This window comes from Micrococcus sp. GbtcB5, assembly GCF_019091605.1.
GTDB classification, from domain to species: Bacteria; Actinomycetota; Actinomycetes; order Actinomycetales; family Micrococcaceae; genus Micrococcus; species Micrococcus luteus.
Genome location: NZ_JAGXJK010000007.1, coordinates 37,210 through 50,283, shown reverse-complemented (window position 1 = coordinate 50,283; position 13,074 = coordinate 37,210). Strand labels below are relative to the sequence as shown.

Sequence of the window (13,074 nt, the reverse complement as noted above, 5' to 3'; positions counted from 1 at the left end):
GTGTGCTCCCAATCGGTCTCGCGGACCGTCACGGGTCCGCCTGCAGTGGGTGGGGTCTTGGATGTGCGCGGGCCAGTCTACGGGAGGCCCCGCGCGGGGCCGGGGTCAGCGGCGGCTCACTCCGCGATCTCCTGGTACGCCGCGAAGAGCAGGGACGCGTCCGGGATGTCCACGGTGGTGGGCTGCGCGAGCCCGTCCAGCAGGACGAAGCGCAGCTGGTCGCCGCGGTTCTTCTTGTCCCGGCGGATGCCCTCGAGCAGGGTCTGCCACCGGTCCCCGCGGTAGGAGACGGGCAGGCCCAGGGCTGTCAGCACCGACCAGTGCCGGTCCGCGGTGGCGTCGTCGAGCCGGCCGAGGGATCGGGCCAGCTCGGCCGCGAAGACCAGGCCCACGGACACCGCGGCGCCGTGGCGCCACTGGTAGCGCTCGGCGAGCTCGATCGCGTGCCCCATCGTGTGGCCGTAGTTCAGTGCCTCGCGGGCGCCCGACTCGCGGGGGTCGCGGGAGACGACGTCCGCCTTGACCCGGATCGAGCGCTCGATCAGCTCGCGCAGCCGCGGGGAGTGCGGGTTCTGGGCCTGGGCCGGGTCCTCCTCGATGAGGTCGAGGATCGCGGGGTCGGCGATGAAGCCGCACTTCACGACCTCGGCCAGGCCGGAGATCAGCTCGTTGGCCGGCAGGGTGAGCAGCGTGTCCAGGTCGGCCAGCACGCCGGCCGGATTGTGGAACGCCCCCACCAGGTTCTTGCCCTCGGCGGTGTTGATGCCGGTCTTGCCGCCCACCGCCGCGTCCACCATGCCCAGCAGGGTGGTGGGCATGTGCACGACGCGGATGCCGCGCAGCCACGTGGCCGCCACGAAGCCGGCCAGGTCGGACACGGCGCCGCCGCCCACGGAGACGATCGCGTCCGACCGGGTGAAGTCGTTCTGGCCGAGCACCTGCCAGCAGAACCCGGCCACCTGCAGGTGCTTGCCCTCCTCGGCGTCCGGGATCTCGGCGGTCAGTGCGGTCAGGCCCACGGCCTCGAGGTCGTTCTTGACGACGTCGCCGGTGGCCCGGAGGGCGCGCGGATGGATGACCAGCACGCGTCGGACGGTCGGGCCGAGCAGGTCCGGCAGGCGCGCGAGCAGGCCCCGGCCCACCACCACGTCGTAGCCGCCGTGCACGGCCGCCTCGTGGCCGCCGGCCACGGGGATGACCGTCACGTCCTCGGGTGCGGCCGGAGCGGCCGCGGGCGCCGCCCCCGGTGTCTCCTGCTCGGTGATGTCCGGCTCACGGTCGGTCATGGGTGTGACTCACTCCTTCGGGGGCGGTGGGCGTCCCCCACGATACGCCAGGCCGCTTCGGCGGCCGTCAGGCCTGTGGTGTCGAGCACGAGGTCGGCGACCTCGCGGTACAGCCCCTCGCGTTCGGCGAGGATGCGCCGCCAGGTCCCGGCGGGGTCGCCGGCCAGGACGGGGCGGCCCGCGCCGCCGCCCACGCGGCGCAGCGCCTCCTCCTCTCCGACCGCGAGGTAGACGACGTCGGAGTCCGGCCCGGCCAGCGCGCGGCGGGTGCCCGGATGCAGGACGGCGCCGCCGCCGCACGAGAGGACGCACGGGGTGGGTCGGCCGAGCACATGGCCGATGACGCGCGCCTCCTCCGCCCGGAACGCGGCCTCGCCGTGCTCGGCGAAGAACTCCGGGATCGGGCCGTGGACCTGGGTGAACAGCTCGTCGGAGTCCACGAAGGGCAGCCCGGTCACGGCGGCCAGGGCCCGGCCGACCGTCGTCTTCCCGGCCCCCATCGGGCCGACGAGGACGACCCGGCGGGCCGGGCGCGCGGCCGGGTCCTCGTCGGCCGCGGCGGCCACCGTGGCCGCGGCCGTCAGGCGCGCCTCGAGGGCACCGGTCATGCCCTCCCACGGGCACACGGTGACGGGGCCGGGGACGGGACGCGTGCTCGGGTCCGGTCCCGGGGCCGGCGCGGTCCCGGGGGTGTCGGTCACGGCAGGGGGTCGCCCATCGGGCCGTCCGCCACGACGTCGGCGGCCGGCTCCGGCAGGGCGGGGACCGCGGCCTGGAACGCCTCGAGGTTGCGGCGCGTCTCGGCCACGGAGTCGCCGCCGAACTTCTCGAGCATCGCGTCGGCCAGGACGAGGGCGACCATGGCCTCGGCGACGATGCCCGCGGCGGGCACGGCCGCCACGTCGGAGCGCTGATGGTGGGCCGTGGTCTCCGCGCCCGTGGCGACGTCGACCGTGGGCAGCGCGCGCGGCACCGTGGCGATCGGCTTCATCGCGGCGCTCACGCGCAGCAGCTCACCCGTCGACATGCCGGCCTCGATGCCGCCGGCCCGGTCGCTCGTGCGCCGGGGGCGGCCGTCCGCGCCGCGGGCGATCCCGTCGTGGGCGGCGGAGCCGCGTCGGGCGGCCGTGGCGAACCCGTCGCCGACCTGCACGCCCTTGATCGCCTGGATGCCCATGAGCGCCCCGGCCAGCCGCGCGTCGAGGCGGCGGTCCCAGTGCACGTGGGAGCCCAGGCCGATCGGCACGCCGTACGCCAGCACCTCCACGACGCCGCCGAGGGTCTCCCCGGCGCGGTGGGCGTCGTCGACCTCGGCGACCATCGCCGCCGAGGTCTGCGGGTCGAGGCAGCGGACCGGGTCGGCGTCGAGGCGGGCCTCGTCCTCGGGCACGGGGAACGGGTGGCCCTCCGGCAGGGCGGCCTCCCCGAAGGCCACGGTGTGGGAGACGATCCGCACGCCGAGCTCGCCGAGGAAGGCGCGGGCGACGGTGCCCAGGGCCACACGGGCGGCGGTCTCACGGGCGGAGGCGCGCTCGAGGAGGGGGCGGGCCTCGTCGAAGCCGTACTTCTGCATGCCGGTCAGGTCGGCGTGGCCGGGCCGCGGGCGGGTGAGCGCCGCGTTGCGGGCCAGACCGTCGAGCTCCTCCGCGGGGACGGGATCGGCGGCCATCACCTTCTCCCACTTGGGCCATTCCGTGTTGCCCACCTGGATCGCCACGGGCGAGCCGAGGGTGCGGCCGTGGCGGACGCCGCCGAGGATCGTCACCGCGTCCTGCTCGAACTTCATGCGCGCGCCGCGCCCGTACCCCAGGCGGCGGCGCGCGAGCGCGTCCTGCACGTCCTGCGTCGTGACCGGGATCCCGGCCGGCAGTCCCTCAACGATTCCTGTGAGCGCGGGGCCGTGAGACTCCCCCGCTGTCAACCAGCGCACCATGGCGTGCAGTCTCTCACGCACGGGGCACCGCGCCGTCACGTGTGACCGGACGGGACGGGCCGGATCCGGCGTCCCGCGCTCAGCCGGCGGCCGGCCCCAGGGCGTCCGCCGCGGCGCGCGTCACCGCCGCCCAGTCCGGCTCGGGCATCCCGGCCGCGGCGCGGGGCCGGGCCGTGAACAGCCGCACCTGCTCGACGCCCTGGTGCAGCAGCATGGACAGCCCGGACGCCACCGGACCGCCCTCCCGGGACCAGGCGGCCGCCAGCACGGAGGGCCACGGGTCGTAGGCCGCGTCCAGCAGGGGCGGCAGGGCGGCGTCGGCCGGCACGTGCGCGGCCAGGGCGTCCGCGGCGCGCGGCGGCAGGGTGGCGACGACGGCACGCAGCCCCGGCGCCCGCCGGAGCAGATCCGCCTGGGTCAGGGTCGCCCAGCGCAGCCCCAGCGCGTCGGCCAGGGCCGTCACCTCGGCGGCGCGGGCGGCGTCGCGGACGCCGAAGAGCACCGCGTTCGCGCCGAGCGTGGCGGCGGCGAGGACGGCCGCCGTCGCGGTCCCCCCGTTCCCGAGGACGCCGACGGTCCCGCCCCGGGCGGCACGGTCGAGGCCGGCCGCGGCGAGGGCGCCGAGGATGCCGTCCACGTCCGTGTTCTCGGCGTGGACGACCCCGGGGGCGGCGGGATGGTCGCGCACGAGGGTGTTCGCGGTGCCCAGGAGCCGGACGCGGTCGCTGACGTGCCCGGCGGCGGCGACGACCGCCCGCTTCAGCGGCATGGTGACGGAGCAGCCGAGCCAGTCCTGCCCGCGGGCCGCGGCCGCGCCGCCGTCGGCCGCGCCCGGGGCGCCGAGGTGCTCGGCCGCGAAGGCCAGCACCTCGTCCTCGCCCAGGTCACGGCGGCCGTAGTCGACGTCGAGGCCGAGGACCCGGTAGGCGGCCGCGTGCAGCACCGGGGAGAGCGAGTGGGCGATCGGCCGGCCCAGGACCGCCGCGCGCAGCACGGGGCGCATCAGCACACCCCCGGATTGGACGCGCAGTAGCGCTGCAGGGTGCGCACGTGCTGCTGGTGCTCCTCATAGGTGCGGGAGAACTCGGTGTGGCCGGTGCCGATGTCCGTGGTCACCCAGTAGTAGGCGTCCGTCTCGGCCGGGTCGAGGGCGGCCTCGACGGCCGCGTCGGAGGGCATGCCGATCGGACCCGGCGGCAGGCCCGGGTGCACGTACGTGTTGTAGGGGTTCGAGGCGTCCTGCCGCTGGCCCGAGGTGAAGCTGAGGCTGCGCACTCCGAGGCCGTACGTGACGGTGGCGTCGATCTGCAGGAGCCCGTGCGTCTCGGTGTTGTCCGGGGCGAGGCGGTTCTCGATGGCGCCGGCGACCTGCTGGTAGTCCTGGGGCAGGGCCTCCGCCTCGAGGATGGAGGCGATCGTGAGCACGCGCTGCTGCTCGGCCGGGTCGCGGACGTCGAGGGCCTCGAGCTCGGCGAGGGTGGGCCGGACCAGGGCGTCGAGCACCTGCCCGGCGGTGGCGTCGACGGGGAGGCGGTACTCCCCGGCGTCGAGCCAGCCCTCGAGCGTGCCCGCCTCCCCGGGGACGCCGTAGCGGGTCGGGTCCTGGGCGGCGGCCTCGAGCTCCTCGCGGGGCAGCCCCGTGGCCTCGGCGACGGCGTCCAGCACCTCGGTGAGTCGCCGCCCGCGCTCCACGAGCACGTAGTGCACGGCCCCGTCCGTGGCACCCTGGAGCACCGCGAGGGCCTCGGCCGCGGGCATCCGCTCGCGCAGCACGAAGTCCCCCGAACGGACGAGACCGCTGCCCGTGTCCCTGGCGGCGCGCTCGAAAGCACGGGCTGAGCCCACGATGCCGGCCCGGTCCAGGCGGGCCGCCACGGAGCCCAGGTCCTCGCCCGGCTCCACCGAGAACGTCACCTCGTCGCCCTCGACGGCCGTGTGGTCGGGGCCGCTCAGGAAGCCGCGCACGATCAGCCCGACCACGACGGCGAACGCCACCAGCACCGTGCCCAGCACCAGCGCGGTCCGCCGCCGGCCGGCGCCGCGGTCGACCCGCGAGGCCGGGTGGGACCCGGTGCCCCGGCGGCGCAGGAACGTGCGGGGCCGGCGTGGGCCGGCCGCGCCGACCGGCTGGGACGGGGCGCCGACGTCGGCCTCGTCCGCCTCCTCGTGGGCGAAGCCGAACACGTCGAGGTCGTCGTGGACGTCGGCCTCGTCGTCGAGCAGATCGTCCCAGTGGTCCTCACGCCGAGCGTGCTGGTGGTCGCCGGTCACCGGATCGGCTCCCGGTCCTGGCCGGCCCAGCGCCCGGTGCGGCGCTGCTCGTCCACGGCGGCCTGCAGGATCGCGACGGCGGCCGCCTGGTCGATCACGCCGCGGCTGTCCTTGACGGACCGGCCCGCGGCCCGCAGTCCGGCCTGCGCGGAGACCGTGCTGAGCCGCTCGTCGACGAGCCGGACCGGCACAGGGTGGCCCGCCTCGGCCAGGGCGGCGGCGACGGCGTCCGCGTAGTCGAGGGCGTCCTGCGTGGACGGCGTGTGCTCGCCCCGTAGATTCACCGGCAGGCCGACGTACACGGCGACGACGTCGAGCTCGCGTGCGTGGGCGACGAGCTCGTCCACGTCACGACGTCGACGCGCATCCCGCCGCAGGGTGGCCACGGGGGTGGCGATCAGGCCGTCGGGGTCGGCCGACGCGACGCCCACGCGGGCACGGCCGACGTCGACGCCGAGGGTGCGCCCCCGGCGCACGGCGTCGGTTGCCGCGTTGGCCCCGTCCTGACCTGCGCTCACGTCCGCCTCAGGCCGCGCGCACCGCGGCGACGACGGCGTCGAGCGCATCCCCGACGCGCGTGACGTCCTGGCCGCCGCCCTGGGCGACGTCGTCCTTGCCTCCGCCCCCGCCGCCGAGCACGCCGGTGGCGGTCTTGACCATGGCGCCCGCCTTGAGGCCGGCCGCGCGGGCGGCCTCGTTGGTCGCCACGACCACGAGGGGCCGGCCCTTGGCCTCGGCCGTGAGGGCCACGAACACGGGCGTGCCCGCCGCGTTGCCGCCGGCCGACTCGATCCGGGCGCGCAGGTCCAGCGCGAGGGAACGCAGCTGGTCCCCGGCCACGTCGCCGGCGTGGTGGGCCAGCACCCGCACCGACGTCCCACCGGACGTCGTGACGTCCCGGGCCTGCGCGGCGAGCTGTCCGGCCTGGGCCTGCAGCGCCTGGGCCCGCAGCTCCGCGACCTGCTTCTCGGCCGCCTTGAGCCGGTCCAGGGTGGCGCCGATGCGGTCCTTGAGCTCCTCGGCCGGGGCCTTGAACATCTCCGAGAGCTCGGAGACGAGGGTGCGCTCCGCGGCGAGGTGGCGGAACGAGTCCAGGCCGACGAGGGCCTCGACGCGGCGGTTGCCCGAGCCCACGGACTGCTCGCCGAGCAGGGTCAGCGAGCCGATCTGCGCGGTGCGGCCCACGTGGGTGCCGCCGCACAGCTCGCGGGACCAGGCGCCGTCGATCTCCACGACGCGCACCCGGTCGCCGTACTTCTCGCCGAACAGGCTCATCGCGCCGAGTGCGCGCGCCTCCTCGAGGCTCATCTCCTGGGTGAGCACGGTGTGGTCGTCGCGGATGGCGATGTTCACCACGTCCTCGACCTCGGAGCGGGCCCCGGCCGAGAGCGACTCGGCCCAGCGGAAGTCGAAGCGCAGGTAGCCCTCCTTGTTGAAGGAGCCGGACTGGGTGGCCTCGGGGCCGAGGATCTGGTGCAGCGCGGCGTGCACCAGGTGGGTGCCGGAGTGGGCCTTCTCGCCGTCAAGGCGGCGCTGCAGGTCGATCGCGCCGAGGGCCTGCGCGCCGGCGGCGACCTCGCCGTCGAGGACCTTGACCCTGTGCACGGACAGCCCCTTCACGGGGGCCTGCACGTCGAGCACCTCGAGGCGGAAGCCGTCGCCGGTGATCAGGCCGGTGTCCGCGGCCTGGCCGCCGGACTCCGCGTAGAACGGCGTGGCGTCTAGGACGAGCTCGAGCTCCGTGCCGGCGCCCGCGGACGGGACCTCCTCGCCGTTCTGCAGCAGGCCGCGCACCACCGACTCGGTGGTGTGCTCGGTGTAGCCGGTGAAGTGGGTCTGGCCTTCGGCGCGCAGGCGCTGGTACACGGCCGTGTCCGTGTGGCCGGACTTCTTGGCCTTGGCGTCCGCGCGGGCGCGGTCGCGCTGCTCGGCCATGAGGGCGCGGAACCCGGCCTCGTCCACGGCGACGCCGGCCTCCTCCGCGATCTCCAGCGTCAGCTCGATCGGGAAGCCGTAGGTGTCGTGCAGCTCGAACGCGTCCGGGCCGGCGATGCCGCCGCCCGCCGAGCGGGCCTGGCCCACCGCGGCGTCGAGGCGGGCCGTGCCCGCGGCGATGGTCCGCAGGAACGCCTTCTCCTCGGCGTAGGCGATCCGGGCGATGCGCTCGAACTCGTCCGCGACGACCGGGTAGGTGCCCTTCATCGCGTCCCGGGAGACCGGCAGCAGCTCGGGGAACACGGGCTCGGTGACGCCCATCAGGCGCAGGGCGCGGACGACGCGGCGGATGAGGCGGCGCAGCACGTAGCCGCGGCCCTCGTTGCCGGGACGCACGCCGTCGCTGATCAGCATCAGGGCCGAGCGCACGTGGTCGGCCACCATGCGCAGGCGGACGTCGTCGTCGTAGTGCGGGTCGGCCGGGTCCTCGGTGGAGGTGTAGGAGCGACCGGCCAGCTGCGCGGCGCGGTCGAGCACGGGGCGGACCTGGTCCGTCTCGTACATGTTCTCCACACCCTGGAGGATCATGGCGAGCCGCTCGAGGCCGAGACCGGTGTCGATGTTCTTGTGCTCGAGCTCGCCGGCGACGTCGAAGTCGTCCTTCGAGCGCACCGCGGAGAGGCGGTACTGCATGAACACGAGGTTCCAGATCTCGATGTAGCGGGTGTCGTCCGCGGCCGGGCCGCCGTCGACGCCGTACGCGGGGCCGCGGTCGTAGAAGATCTCCGAGCAGGGGCCGCCCGGGCCGGGCTGGCCGGTGTGCCAGTAGTTGTCCTCCTTGCCCATGCGCTGGATGCGCTCTGGACGGACGCCCACGTCCTCGCGCCAGATGCGCTCGGCCTCGTCGTCCTCGCGGTACACGGTGACCCAGAGGCGCTCGGGGTCCAGGCCGAAGCCGCCGTCCTCGACCGAGGACGTCAGCAGCTCCCAGGCCATCGGGATGGCCGTCTCCTTGAAGTAGTCGCCGAAGGAGAAGTTGCCGCACATCTGGAAGAAGGTGCCGTGGCGGACGGTCTTGCCGACCTCCTCGATGTCCGCGGTGCGGATGCACTTCTGCACCGAGACGACGCGCGGGCTCGGCGGGGTCTGCTCCCCCAGGAAGTACGGGATGAACGGGACCATGCCGGCCACCGTGAACAGCAGCGACGGATCCGGCGAGACGAGCGACGCCGACGGCACCACGCGGTGCCCCCTGGACTCGAAGAAGGCGGTCCAGCGGCGGGCGATCTCCTGGGACTTCATGCGGGGGTGTCCTTCTGCGTGGTGGTGGTCTGGGGGCGGGCGGCGCCGTGCGACGGCGGCTCCACGGTCTCCCCGGAGATGATCGGCCCCGTGTGGGGCAGGTAGGGCGCGGCCCAGGGGGCCTCGGCGCGGACGCGCTCGGCCAGGCGCCGGGCACCGTCCTGCAGGGCGGCCGCCGCGGCGTCGGCGGCGGCCTCACCGGCCTGGCGGGCCAGACGCTCCGGGTCCAGGCGGGCGGAGAACCCCGCGCGCCCCCCCGCGGAGCCAGGGTCAGACGTCGGCGCGTCGGTCGCGTCGGTGGCCGGGTGGGCACGGTCGCCGAGGGCGCGGTGTGCGAACCAGCCGGATGCGGCGCCGGCGCCGACGAGCAGCAGCGAGCGGAGCATGGCGGGGGCCTCCTTCGGACGGCAGGGATTCCGGCCCCACCTTACCGGGCGCGGCGCCGATCCCCGGCGGCGGGCCCGGGGGACGCCGCAGGCCCGGTCACCTCCGAGAGGTGACCGGGCCTGCGGGACGCGCGGGGCGCCGTCGTCCGGGACGGACCCGGCCGCGGCGGATCAGCGCGCGTAGTACTCGACCACGAGCTGCTCCTCGCAGGTCACGGGGACCTCGGAGCGCTTCGGGCGACGGGTGAGGGTGGCGCGCAGCTTGTCGATCTCCACGGTCAGGTAGCCCGGGGTGGCGGGCAGGACCTGCTGGTGGGCGCCGGCGGCGGCCAGCTGGAAGGGGACCATCTTCTCCGAGCGCTCGTGCACGTGGATCATCTGGCCCTCCTTCACGCGGAACGAGGGGACGTCCACGCGCTTGCCGTCCACCATGATGTGGCGGTGCACGACGAGCTGACGGGCCTGCTGGATGGTGCGGGCGAAGCCGGCACGCAGCACGAGGGCGTCGAGGCGCTGCTCGAGGAGCTCGACCAGGTTCTCACCGGTCAGGCCGGCGGTGCGCTTGGCCTCCTCGAAGTAGCGGCGCATCTGGGCCTCGCGGATGTTGTACTGGGCGCGCAGACGCTGCTTCTCCTTGAGGCGCACCGCGTAGTCCGAGTCCTGCTTGCGGCGGGCACGGCCGTGCTGGCCGGGGCCGTACGGACGACGCTCCATGTACTTCTCGGCCTTGGGAGTCAGCGCGATGCCCAGGGCGCGGGAGTGCCGCACGGTGCGGCGGGTGCGAAGGTTGCCACTCATGGTGGACCTGCCTTTCCTTGACGTGCGGCACGGTTCGGGTTTGTCTCGAGGTCTCGTCCGGGCGCCGGGGCGCACGGGTCAAGGGGCCTCGAACCTGGCCTCCCCGCGATCCTGAGGAGAGCTGAGGGGCGTGCCGCCGCCCGTCATCCACTGATGCGCTGCGCGTCCCTCGCCCGGGCACGCGGGCGTCCGCGGGGATCCGAGCGAGGGGGATGCGTCCGGGGCGCAGCGCCTGCCAGACCGGTCCACCTTACCAGAGCGACGACGACGGGGCGGGCCGGGGCTCAGGCGCGCGGCGTGGCCGCGGTGCCGGGGTCCGCGCCGAGGAGCTGACCGGCCTGGTCCAGGTGGGAGGCCTCGACCAGCACGTCGTACGACTCGGCCTCCATGGTCTGCAGGGACGTGAAGTCGCGCCTGCCGCCGGTGGCCGCGTGGCCGATCGCCCCGAAGACCGCCCCCCACAGGGCGCCCAGGCCCAGGGAGATCAGCAGGATCCAGAGGAACCCGAAGCCGGGGGCGAAGATCGAGAAGAGCAGGCCGAGCAGGAGGCCGAACCACAGGCCCTGCAGCCCGCCGCGGACGGCGGCCTTGCCGGTGGTCATCCGGCCCAGGACCTGCTCCACGGAGCGCAGCCCGGTGCCCACGATGCGCACGCGCTCCACGGGGAACCCGGCGTCGGAGAGCTGGTCCACGAGGGCCTGGGCCTCGGCGTAGGCCGGGACGGAGCGCAGGATGCGGTAGTCGGCCTGCGGGAGGGCGGGGCCGCCGGCGCCGGGGCGGCCGTACGGGGCCGGCTGCTGCGCGGCGGTGTGCTGCGGGGTGGACTGCTGCGGAGTGGACTGGGTCATGGGGGCGGCTCCTTCTGTTCCTTCTGTGCGTCGGTGGTGCATGGGGGCGCGAGCGGGCGAGGAGTCGGCGGGCCGACGTCGACCGCCCCGCTCATCCCTGGACAACCGGTGATCCGGGCGTCTTTATTCCGCGCGGCCGCCCGAGGCGTCCGCCCCCGGGCCCGGCGCGCGCTCAGTCGCCGCGGATGATCCGGCGCAGCGCGGCCACCTGCTCGGTGAGCCGCTTCTCGTGTCCGATGGGCTTGGGCCGGTAATAGTCCCTCCCGACCAGGGGGTCCGGCGCGTACTGCTGACGGGCGACGGCGTGCGGCTCGTCGTGGCTGTAGACGTAGCCCTGGCCGTGGCCGAGGGCCGCCGCGCCGGGGTAGTGCGCGTCCCGCAGGTGCGCCGGCACCGCGCCCGTGTGGCCGGCCCGCACGTCCGCGATCGCCTCGTTCACGGCGGTGTAGCTCGCGTTGGACTTCGGCGCGGTGGCCAGATGCGTCACGGCCTGCGCCAGGATGATGCGTCCCTCCGGCATGCCGATCAGCTGCACGGCCTGGGCGGCGGCCACGGCGGTCTGCAGCGCGGTCGGGTCGGCCATGCCCACGTCCTCGGACGCGGAGATGATCAGCCGCCGGGCGATGAACCGGGGGTCCTCCCCCGCCTCCAGCATCCGGGCGAGGTAGTGCATCGACGCGTCCACGTCCGAGCCGCGGATGGACTTGATGAAGGCACTGATCACGTCGTAGTGCTGGTCGCCGTCCTTGTCGTAGCGCTGGACGTGGTGGTCCATCGCCTGCGCGGCGTCCTCCTCCGTGACCGCGACGGCGCCCTCCCCCGCCCGGCCGGCCTCGCGCGCCTTGTCCAGGGCGACGCCGGCCGCGGCCTCCAGCACCGTGAGCGCCCGCCTCGCGTCGCCGCCGGCCATCCGCACCAGGTAGTCCCGCGCGTCGTCCTGGAGCACCACGGCGCCGTTGAGCCCGCGCTCCTGGGTCACGGCACGGTCCAGCAGCCCGACGATGTCGTCGTCCGTGAGGGGACGCAGCGTGAGCAGCAGCGACCGGGAGAGCAGGGGTGCGATCACGGAGAAGGACGGGTTCTCCGTGGTCGCGGCCACCAGCACGACCCAGCGGTTCTCGACGCCCGGCAGCAGCGCGTCCTGCTGCGCCTTGGAGAAGCGGTGGATCTCATCGAGGAACAGGACGGTGGTGCGCCCGTAGAGGTCCCGTTCGCGCTGGGCCTGCTCCATCACCTGCCGCACGTCCTTCACACCGGCCGTGATCGCGGACAGCTCCGTGAACGTGCGCCCGGGGGCGCGGGCGATCACGTGGGCCAGCGTCGTCTTGCCGATGCCCGGAGGCCCGTAGAGGATGACCGAGCTCGGTCCCGCGGCGGAGTCCGGATCGGGCTCAGCGAGCTTGCGCAGCGGGGAGCCCGGCCGCATGAGGTGCCGCTGGCCCAGCACGTCATCCAGCGTGCGCGGGCGCATGCGCACGGCCAGCGGTGCGCCGGGGTGCGGGGCGGCCACGGTGCCGGCCGGGCCGTCGTCGTCGGCCCCGTTGTGCGCGGCGCTGAAGAGGTCGTCCATCGGGTCCAGGGTAGTCCTCGGCCCGCGGGCGCGTGGGTGGCATCCTGGCCGCATGAGCCCCGCCGCCCCGCGCGCCGACCACACCCATGTCCTGCTGCTGCGCGGGATCAACGTGGGCCGGAGCAACCGTGTCGGGAAGGACACGCTGATCCGCTGGGCCCGGGCCGCCGGCGGGGAGGCGGTCACGACCCACCTGGCCAGCGGCAACGTCCTGTTCCGGGCGTCCTCCGACGCGGCCGCCGAGGGCGTGCGGCAGGGGTTCGCGCGGCGGGCGCGTGAGGAGGGCGGCCTCGACGTCCCCGTGGTCCTCGTGGACGTGGGCACGCTCCGGCGCGCCCTGGAGCTGCACGACGCGCTCCCCTGGGCCGGCGGCGAGCCGAAACGCACCCAGCTCACCGTGCTCGAGGACGACCCCGCACCCGAGGCGGCCGCCGCCCTGGCCGCGCTCGACCACGGGGATGGCCGACCCGCGGGGCCGGATCGCACGGCCCTGGAGGGACGGCTGCTGTGGATGCGCTGCGCCGCGGGGGTCGCCGACTCCCCGCTCACCCCGGCTCGCCTCGACCGGGCGCTCGGGGTGCGCGGCACGGCCCGGAACCTCACGACGGTGCGGGTGCTCGCGGGGCTGCCGAGCGAGGACTGACCTCGGCGGACGGCACGCGGGGCGTCCGGGGCGTCGACACCCGCGGGACACCGCGCGCTGGCCGGGACGTCACGGTCCGTTCACATCCGTGCGATGGGGTGA

At 75.2% G+C, this 13,074-nt stretch carries 12 protein-coding genes; 1 reads left to right on the top strand and 11 read right to left on the bottom strand.

The annotated features are described in order from the left end of the window. Positions 1-116: 116 nt before the first annotated feature. The 11 genes from aroB to KVS67_RS03785 form a co-directional block, all read right to left on the bottom strand. A complete protein-coding gene (aroB, locus tag KVS67_RS03835) occupies positions 117-1,286 on the bottom strand; it encodes a 3-dehydroquinate synthase (RefSeq protein WP_041103694.1) in 1,170 nt (389 codons plus the stop codon). Continuing rightward, complete coding sequence (locus tag KVS67_RS03830; protein WP_052520057.1) at positions 1,283-1,987, bottom strand: shikimate kinase; 705 nt, start codon at positions 1,985-1,987, stop codon at positions 1,283-1,285. Before KVS67_RS03830 ends, aroB begins: the two co-directional genes overlap by 4 nt. Then, positions 1,984-3,219, bottom strand: a complete 1,236-nt coding sequence (gene aroC / locus KVS67_RS03825; protein ID WP_041103692.1) for a chorismate synthase — start codon at positions 3,217-3,219, stop codon at positions 1,984-1,986. The genes KVS67_RS03830 and aroC overlap by 4 nt, the downstream gene beginning before the upstream one ends. Before the next feature lie 79 nt (positions 3,220-3,298). Further along, positions 3,299-4,222: a shikimate dehydrogenase gene (locus tag KVS67_RS03820; protein WP_063188948.1), complete on the bottom strand. Its 924-nt coding sequence runs from the start codon at positions 4,220-4,222 to the stop codon at positions 3,299-3,301. Then, positions 4,222-5,490, bottom strand: a complete 1,269-nt coding sequence (gene mltG / locus KVS67_RS03815) for an endolytic transglycosylase MltG (protein WP_063188937.1) — start codon at positions 5,488-5,490, stop codon at positions 4,222-4,224. Before mltG ends, KVS67_RS03820 begins: the two co-directional genes overlap by 1 nt. Beyond that, positions 5,487-6,056: a Holliday junction resolvase RuvX gene (ruvX, locus tag KVS67_RS03810; protein ID WP_041103686.1), complete on the bottom strand. Its 570-nt coding sequence runs from the start codon at positions 6,054-6,056 to the stop codon at positions 5,487-5,489. Before ruvX ends, mltG begins: the two co-directional genes overlap by 4 nt. Then, positions 6,016-8,727 carry an alanine--tRNA ligase gene (gene alaS, locus KVS67_RS03805; protein ID WP_063188936.1) on the bottom strand — a complete coding sequence of 904 codons (2,712 nt, stop codon included), beginning with the start codon at positions 8,725-8,727 and terminating at the stop codon, positions 6,016-6,018. The genes ruvX and alaS overlap by 41 nt, the downstream gene beginning before the upstream one ends. Further along, positions 8,724-9,113, bottom strand: coding sequence for a hypothetical protein (locus KVS67_RS03800; protein ID WP_020621562.1), 390 nt, complete (start codon positions 9,111-9,113; stop codon positions 8,724-8,726). The genes alaS and KVS67_RS03800 overlap by 4 nt, the downstream gene beginning before the upstream one ends. A gap of 171 nt (positions 9,114-9,284) precedes the next feature. Beyond that, positions 9,285-9,911, bottom strand: coding sequence for a 30S ribosomal protein S4 (gene rpsD, locus KVS67_RS03795; protein ID WP_036313685.1), 627 nt, complete (start codon positions 9,909-9,911; stop codon positions 9,285-9,287). A 284-nt stretch (positions 9,912-10,195) separates the two neighbouring features. Then, positions 10,196-10,759 (bottom strand): general stress protein, encoded by a 564-nt coding sequence (locus tag KVS67_RS03790; protein WP_020621560.1) that lies wholly within the window; start codon positions 10,757-10,759, stop codon positions 10,196-10,198. 172 nt (positions 10,760-10,931) lie between these two features. Further along, the gene (locus KVS67_RS03785) at positions 10,932-12,329 is read right to left on the bottom strand and encodes a replication-associated recombination protein A (RefSeq protein ID WP_041103678.1); all 1,398 of its coding nucleotides are present in this window, start codon (positions 12,327-12,329) and stop codon (positions 10,932-10,934) included. Between the two features lie 52 nt (positions 12,330-12,381). Between KVS67_RS03785 and KVS67_RS03780 the strand changes: the two genes are divergently transcribed. Further along, a complete protein-coding gene (locus tag KVS67_RS03780; protein WP_020621558.1) occupies positions 12,382-12,972 on the top strand; it encodes a DUF1697 domain-containing protein in 591 nt (196 codons plus the stop codon). Positions 12,973-13,074 lie beyond the last annotated feature (102 nt).

Excerpts from the sequence above, each read along its gene's own strand:
- aroB (WP_041103694.1), bottom strand. The coding sequence starts at position 1,286 with ATGACCGACCGTGAGCCGGACATCACCGAGCAGGAGACACCGGGGGCG.
- aroC (WP_041103692.1), bottom strand. The coding sequence starts at position 3,219 with ATGGTGCGCTGGTTGACAGCGGGGGAGTCTCACGGCCCCGCGCTCACA.
- KVS67_RS03820 (WP_063188948.1), bottom strand. The coding sequence starts at position 4,222 with ATGCGCCCCGTGCTGCGCGCGGCGGTCCTGGGCCGGCCGATCGCCCAC.
- ruvX (WP_041103686.1), bottom strand. The coding sequence starts at position 6,056 with ATGCGCTCGACGCCGTCGTCGCCGCGGTGCGCGCGGCCTGAGGCGGAC.
- alaS (WP_063188936.1), bottom strand. The coding sequence starts at position 8,727 with ATGAAGTCCCAGGAGATCGCCCGCCGCTGGACCGCCTTCTTCGAGTCC.
- KVS67_RS03800 (WP_020621562.1), bottom strand. The coding sequence starts at position 9,113 with ATGCTCCGCTCGCTGCTGCTCGTCGGCGCCGGCGCCGCATCCGGCTGG.
- rpsD (WP_036313685.1), bottom strand. The coding sequence starts at position 9,911 with ATGAGTGGCAACCTTCGCACCCGCCGCACCGTGCGGCACTCCCGCGCC.
- KVS67_RS03790 (WP_020621560.1), bottom strand. The coding sequence starts at position 10,759 with ATGACCCAGTCCACTCCGCAGCAGTCCACCCCGCAGCACACCGCCGCG.
- KVS67_RS03785 (WP_041103678.1), bottom strand. The coding sequence starts at position 12,329 with ATGGACGACCTCTTCAGCGCCGCGCACAACGGGGCCGACGACGACGGC.
- KVS67_RS03780 (WP_020621558.1), top strand. The coding sequence starts at position 12,382 with ATGAGCCCCGCCGCCCCGCGCGCCGACCACACCCATGTCCTGCTGCTG.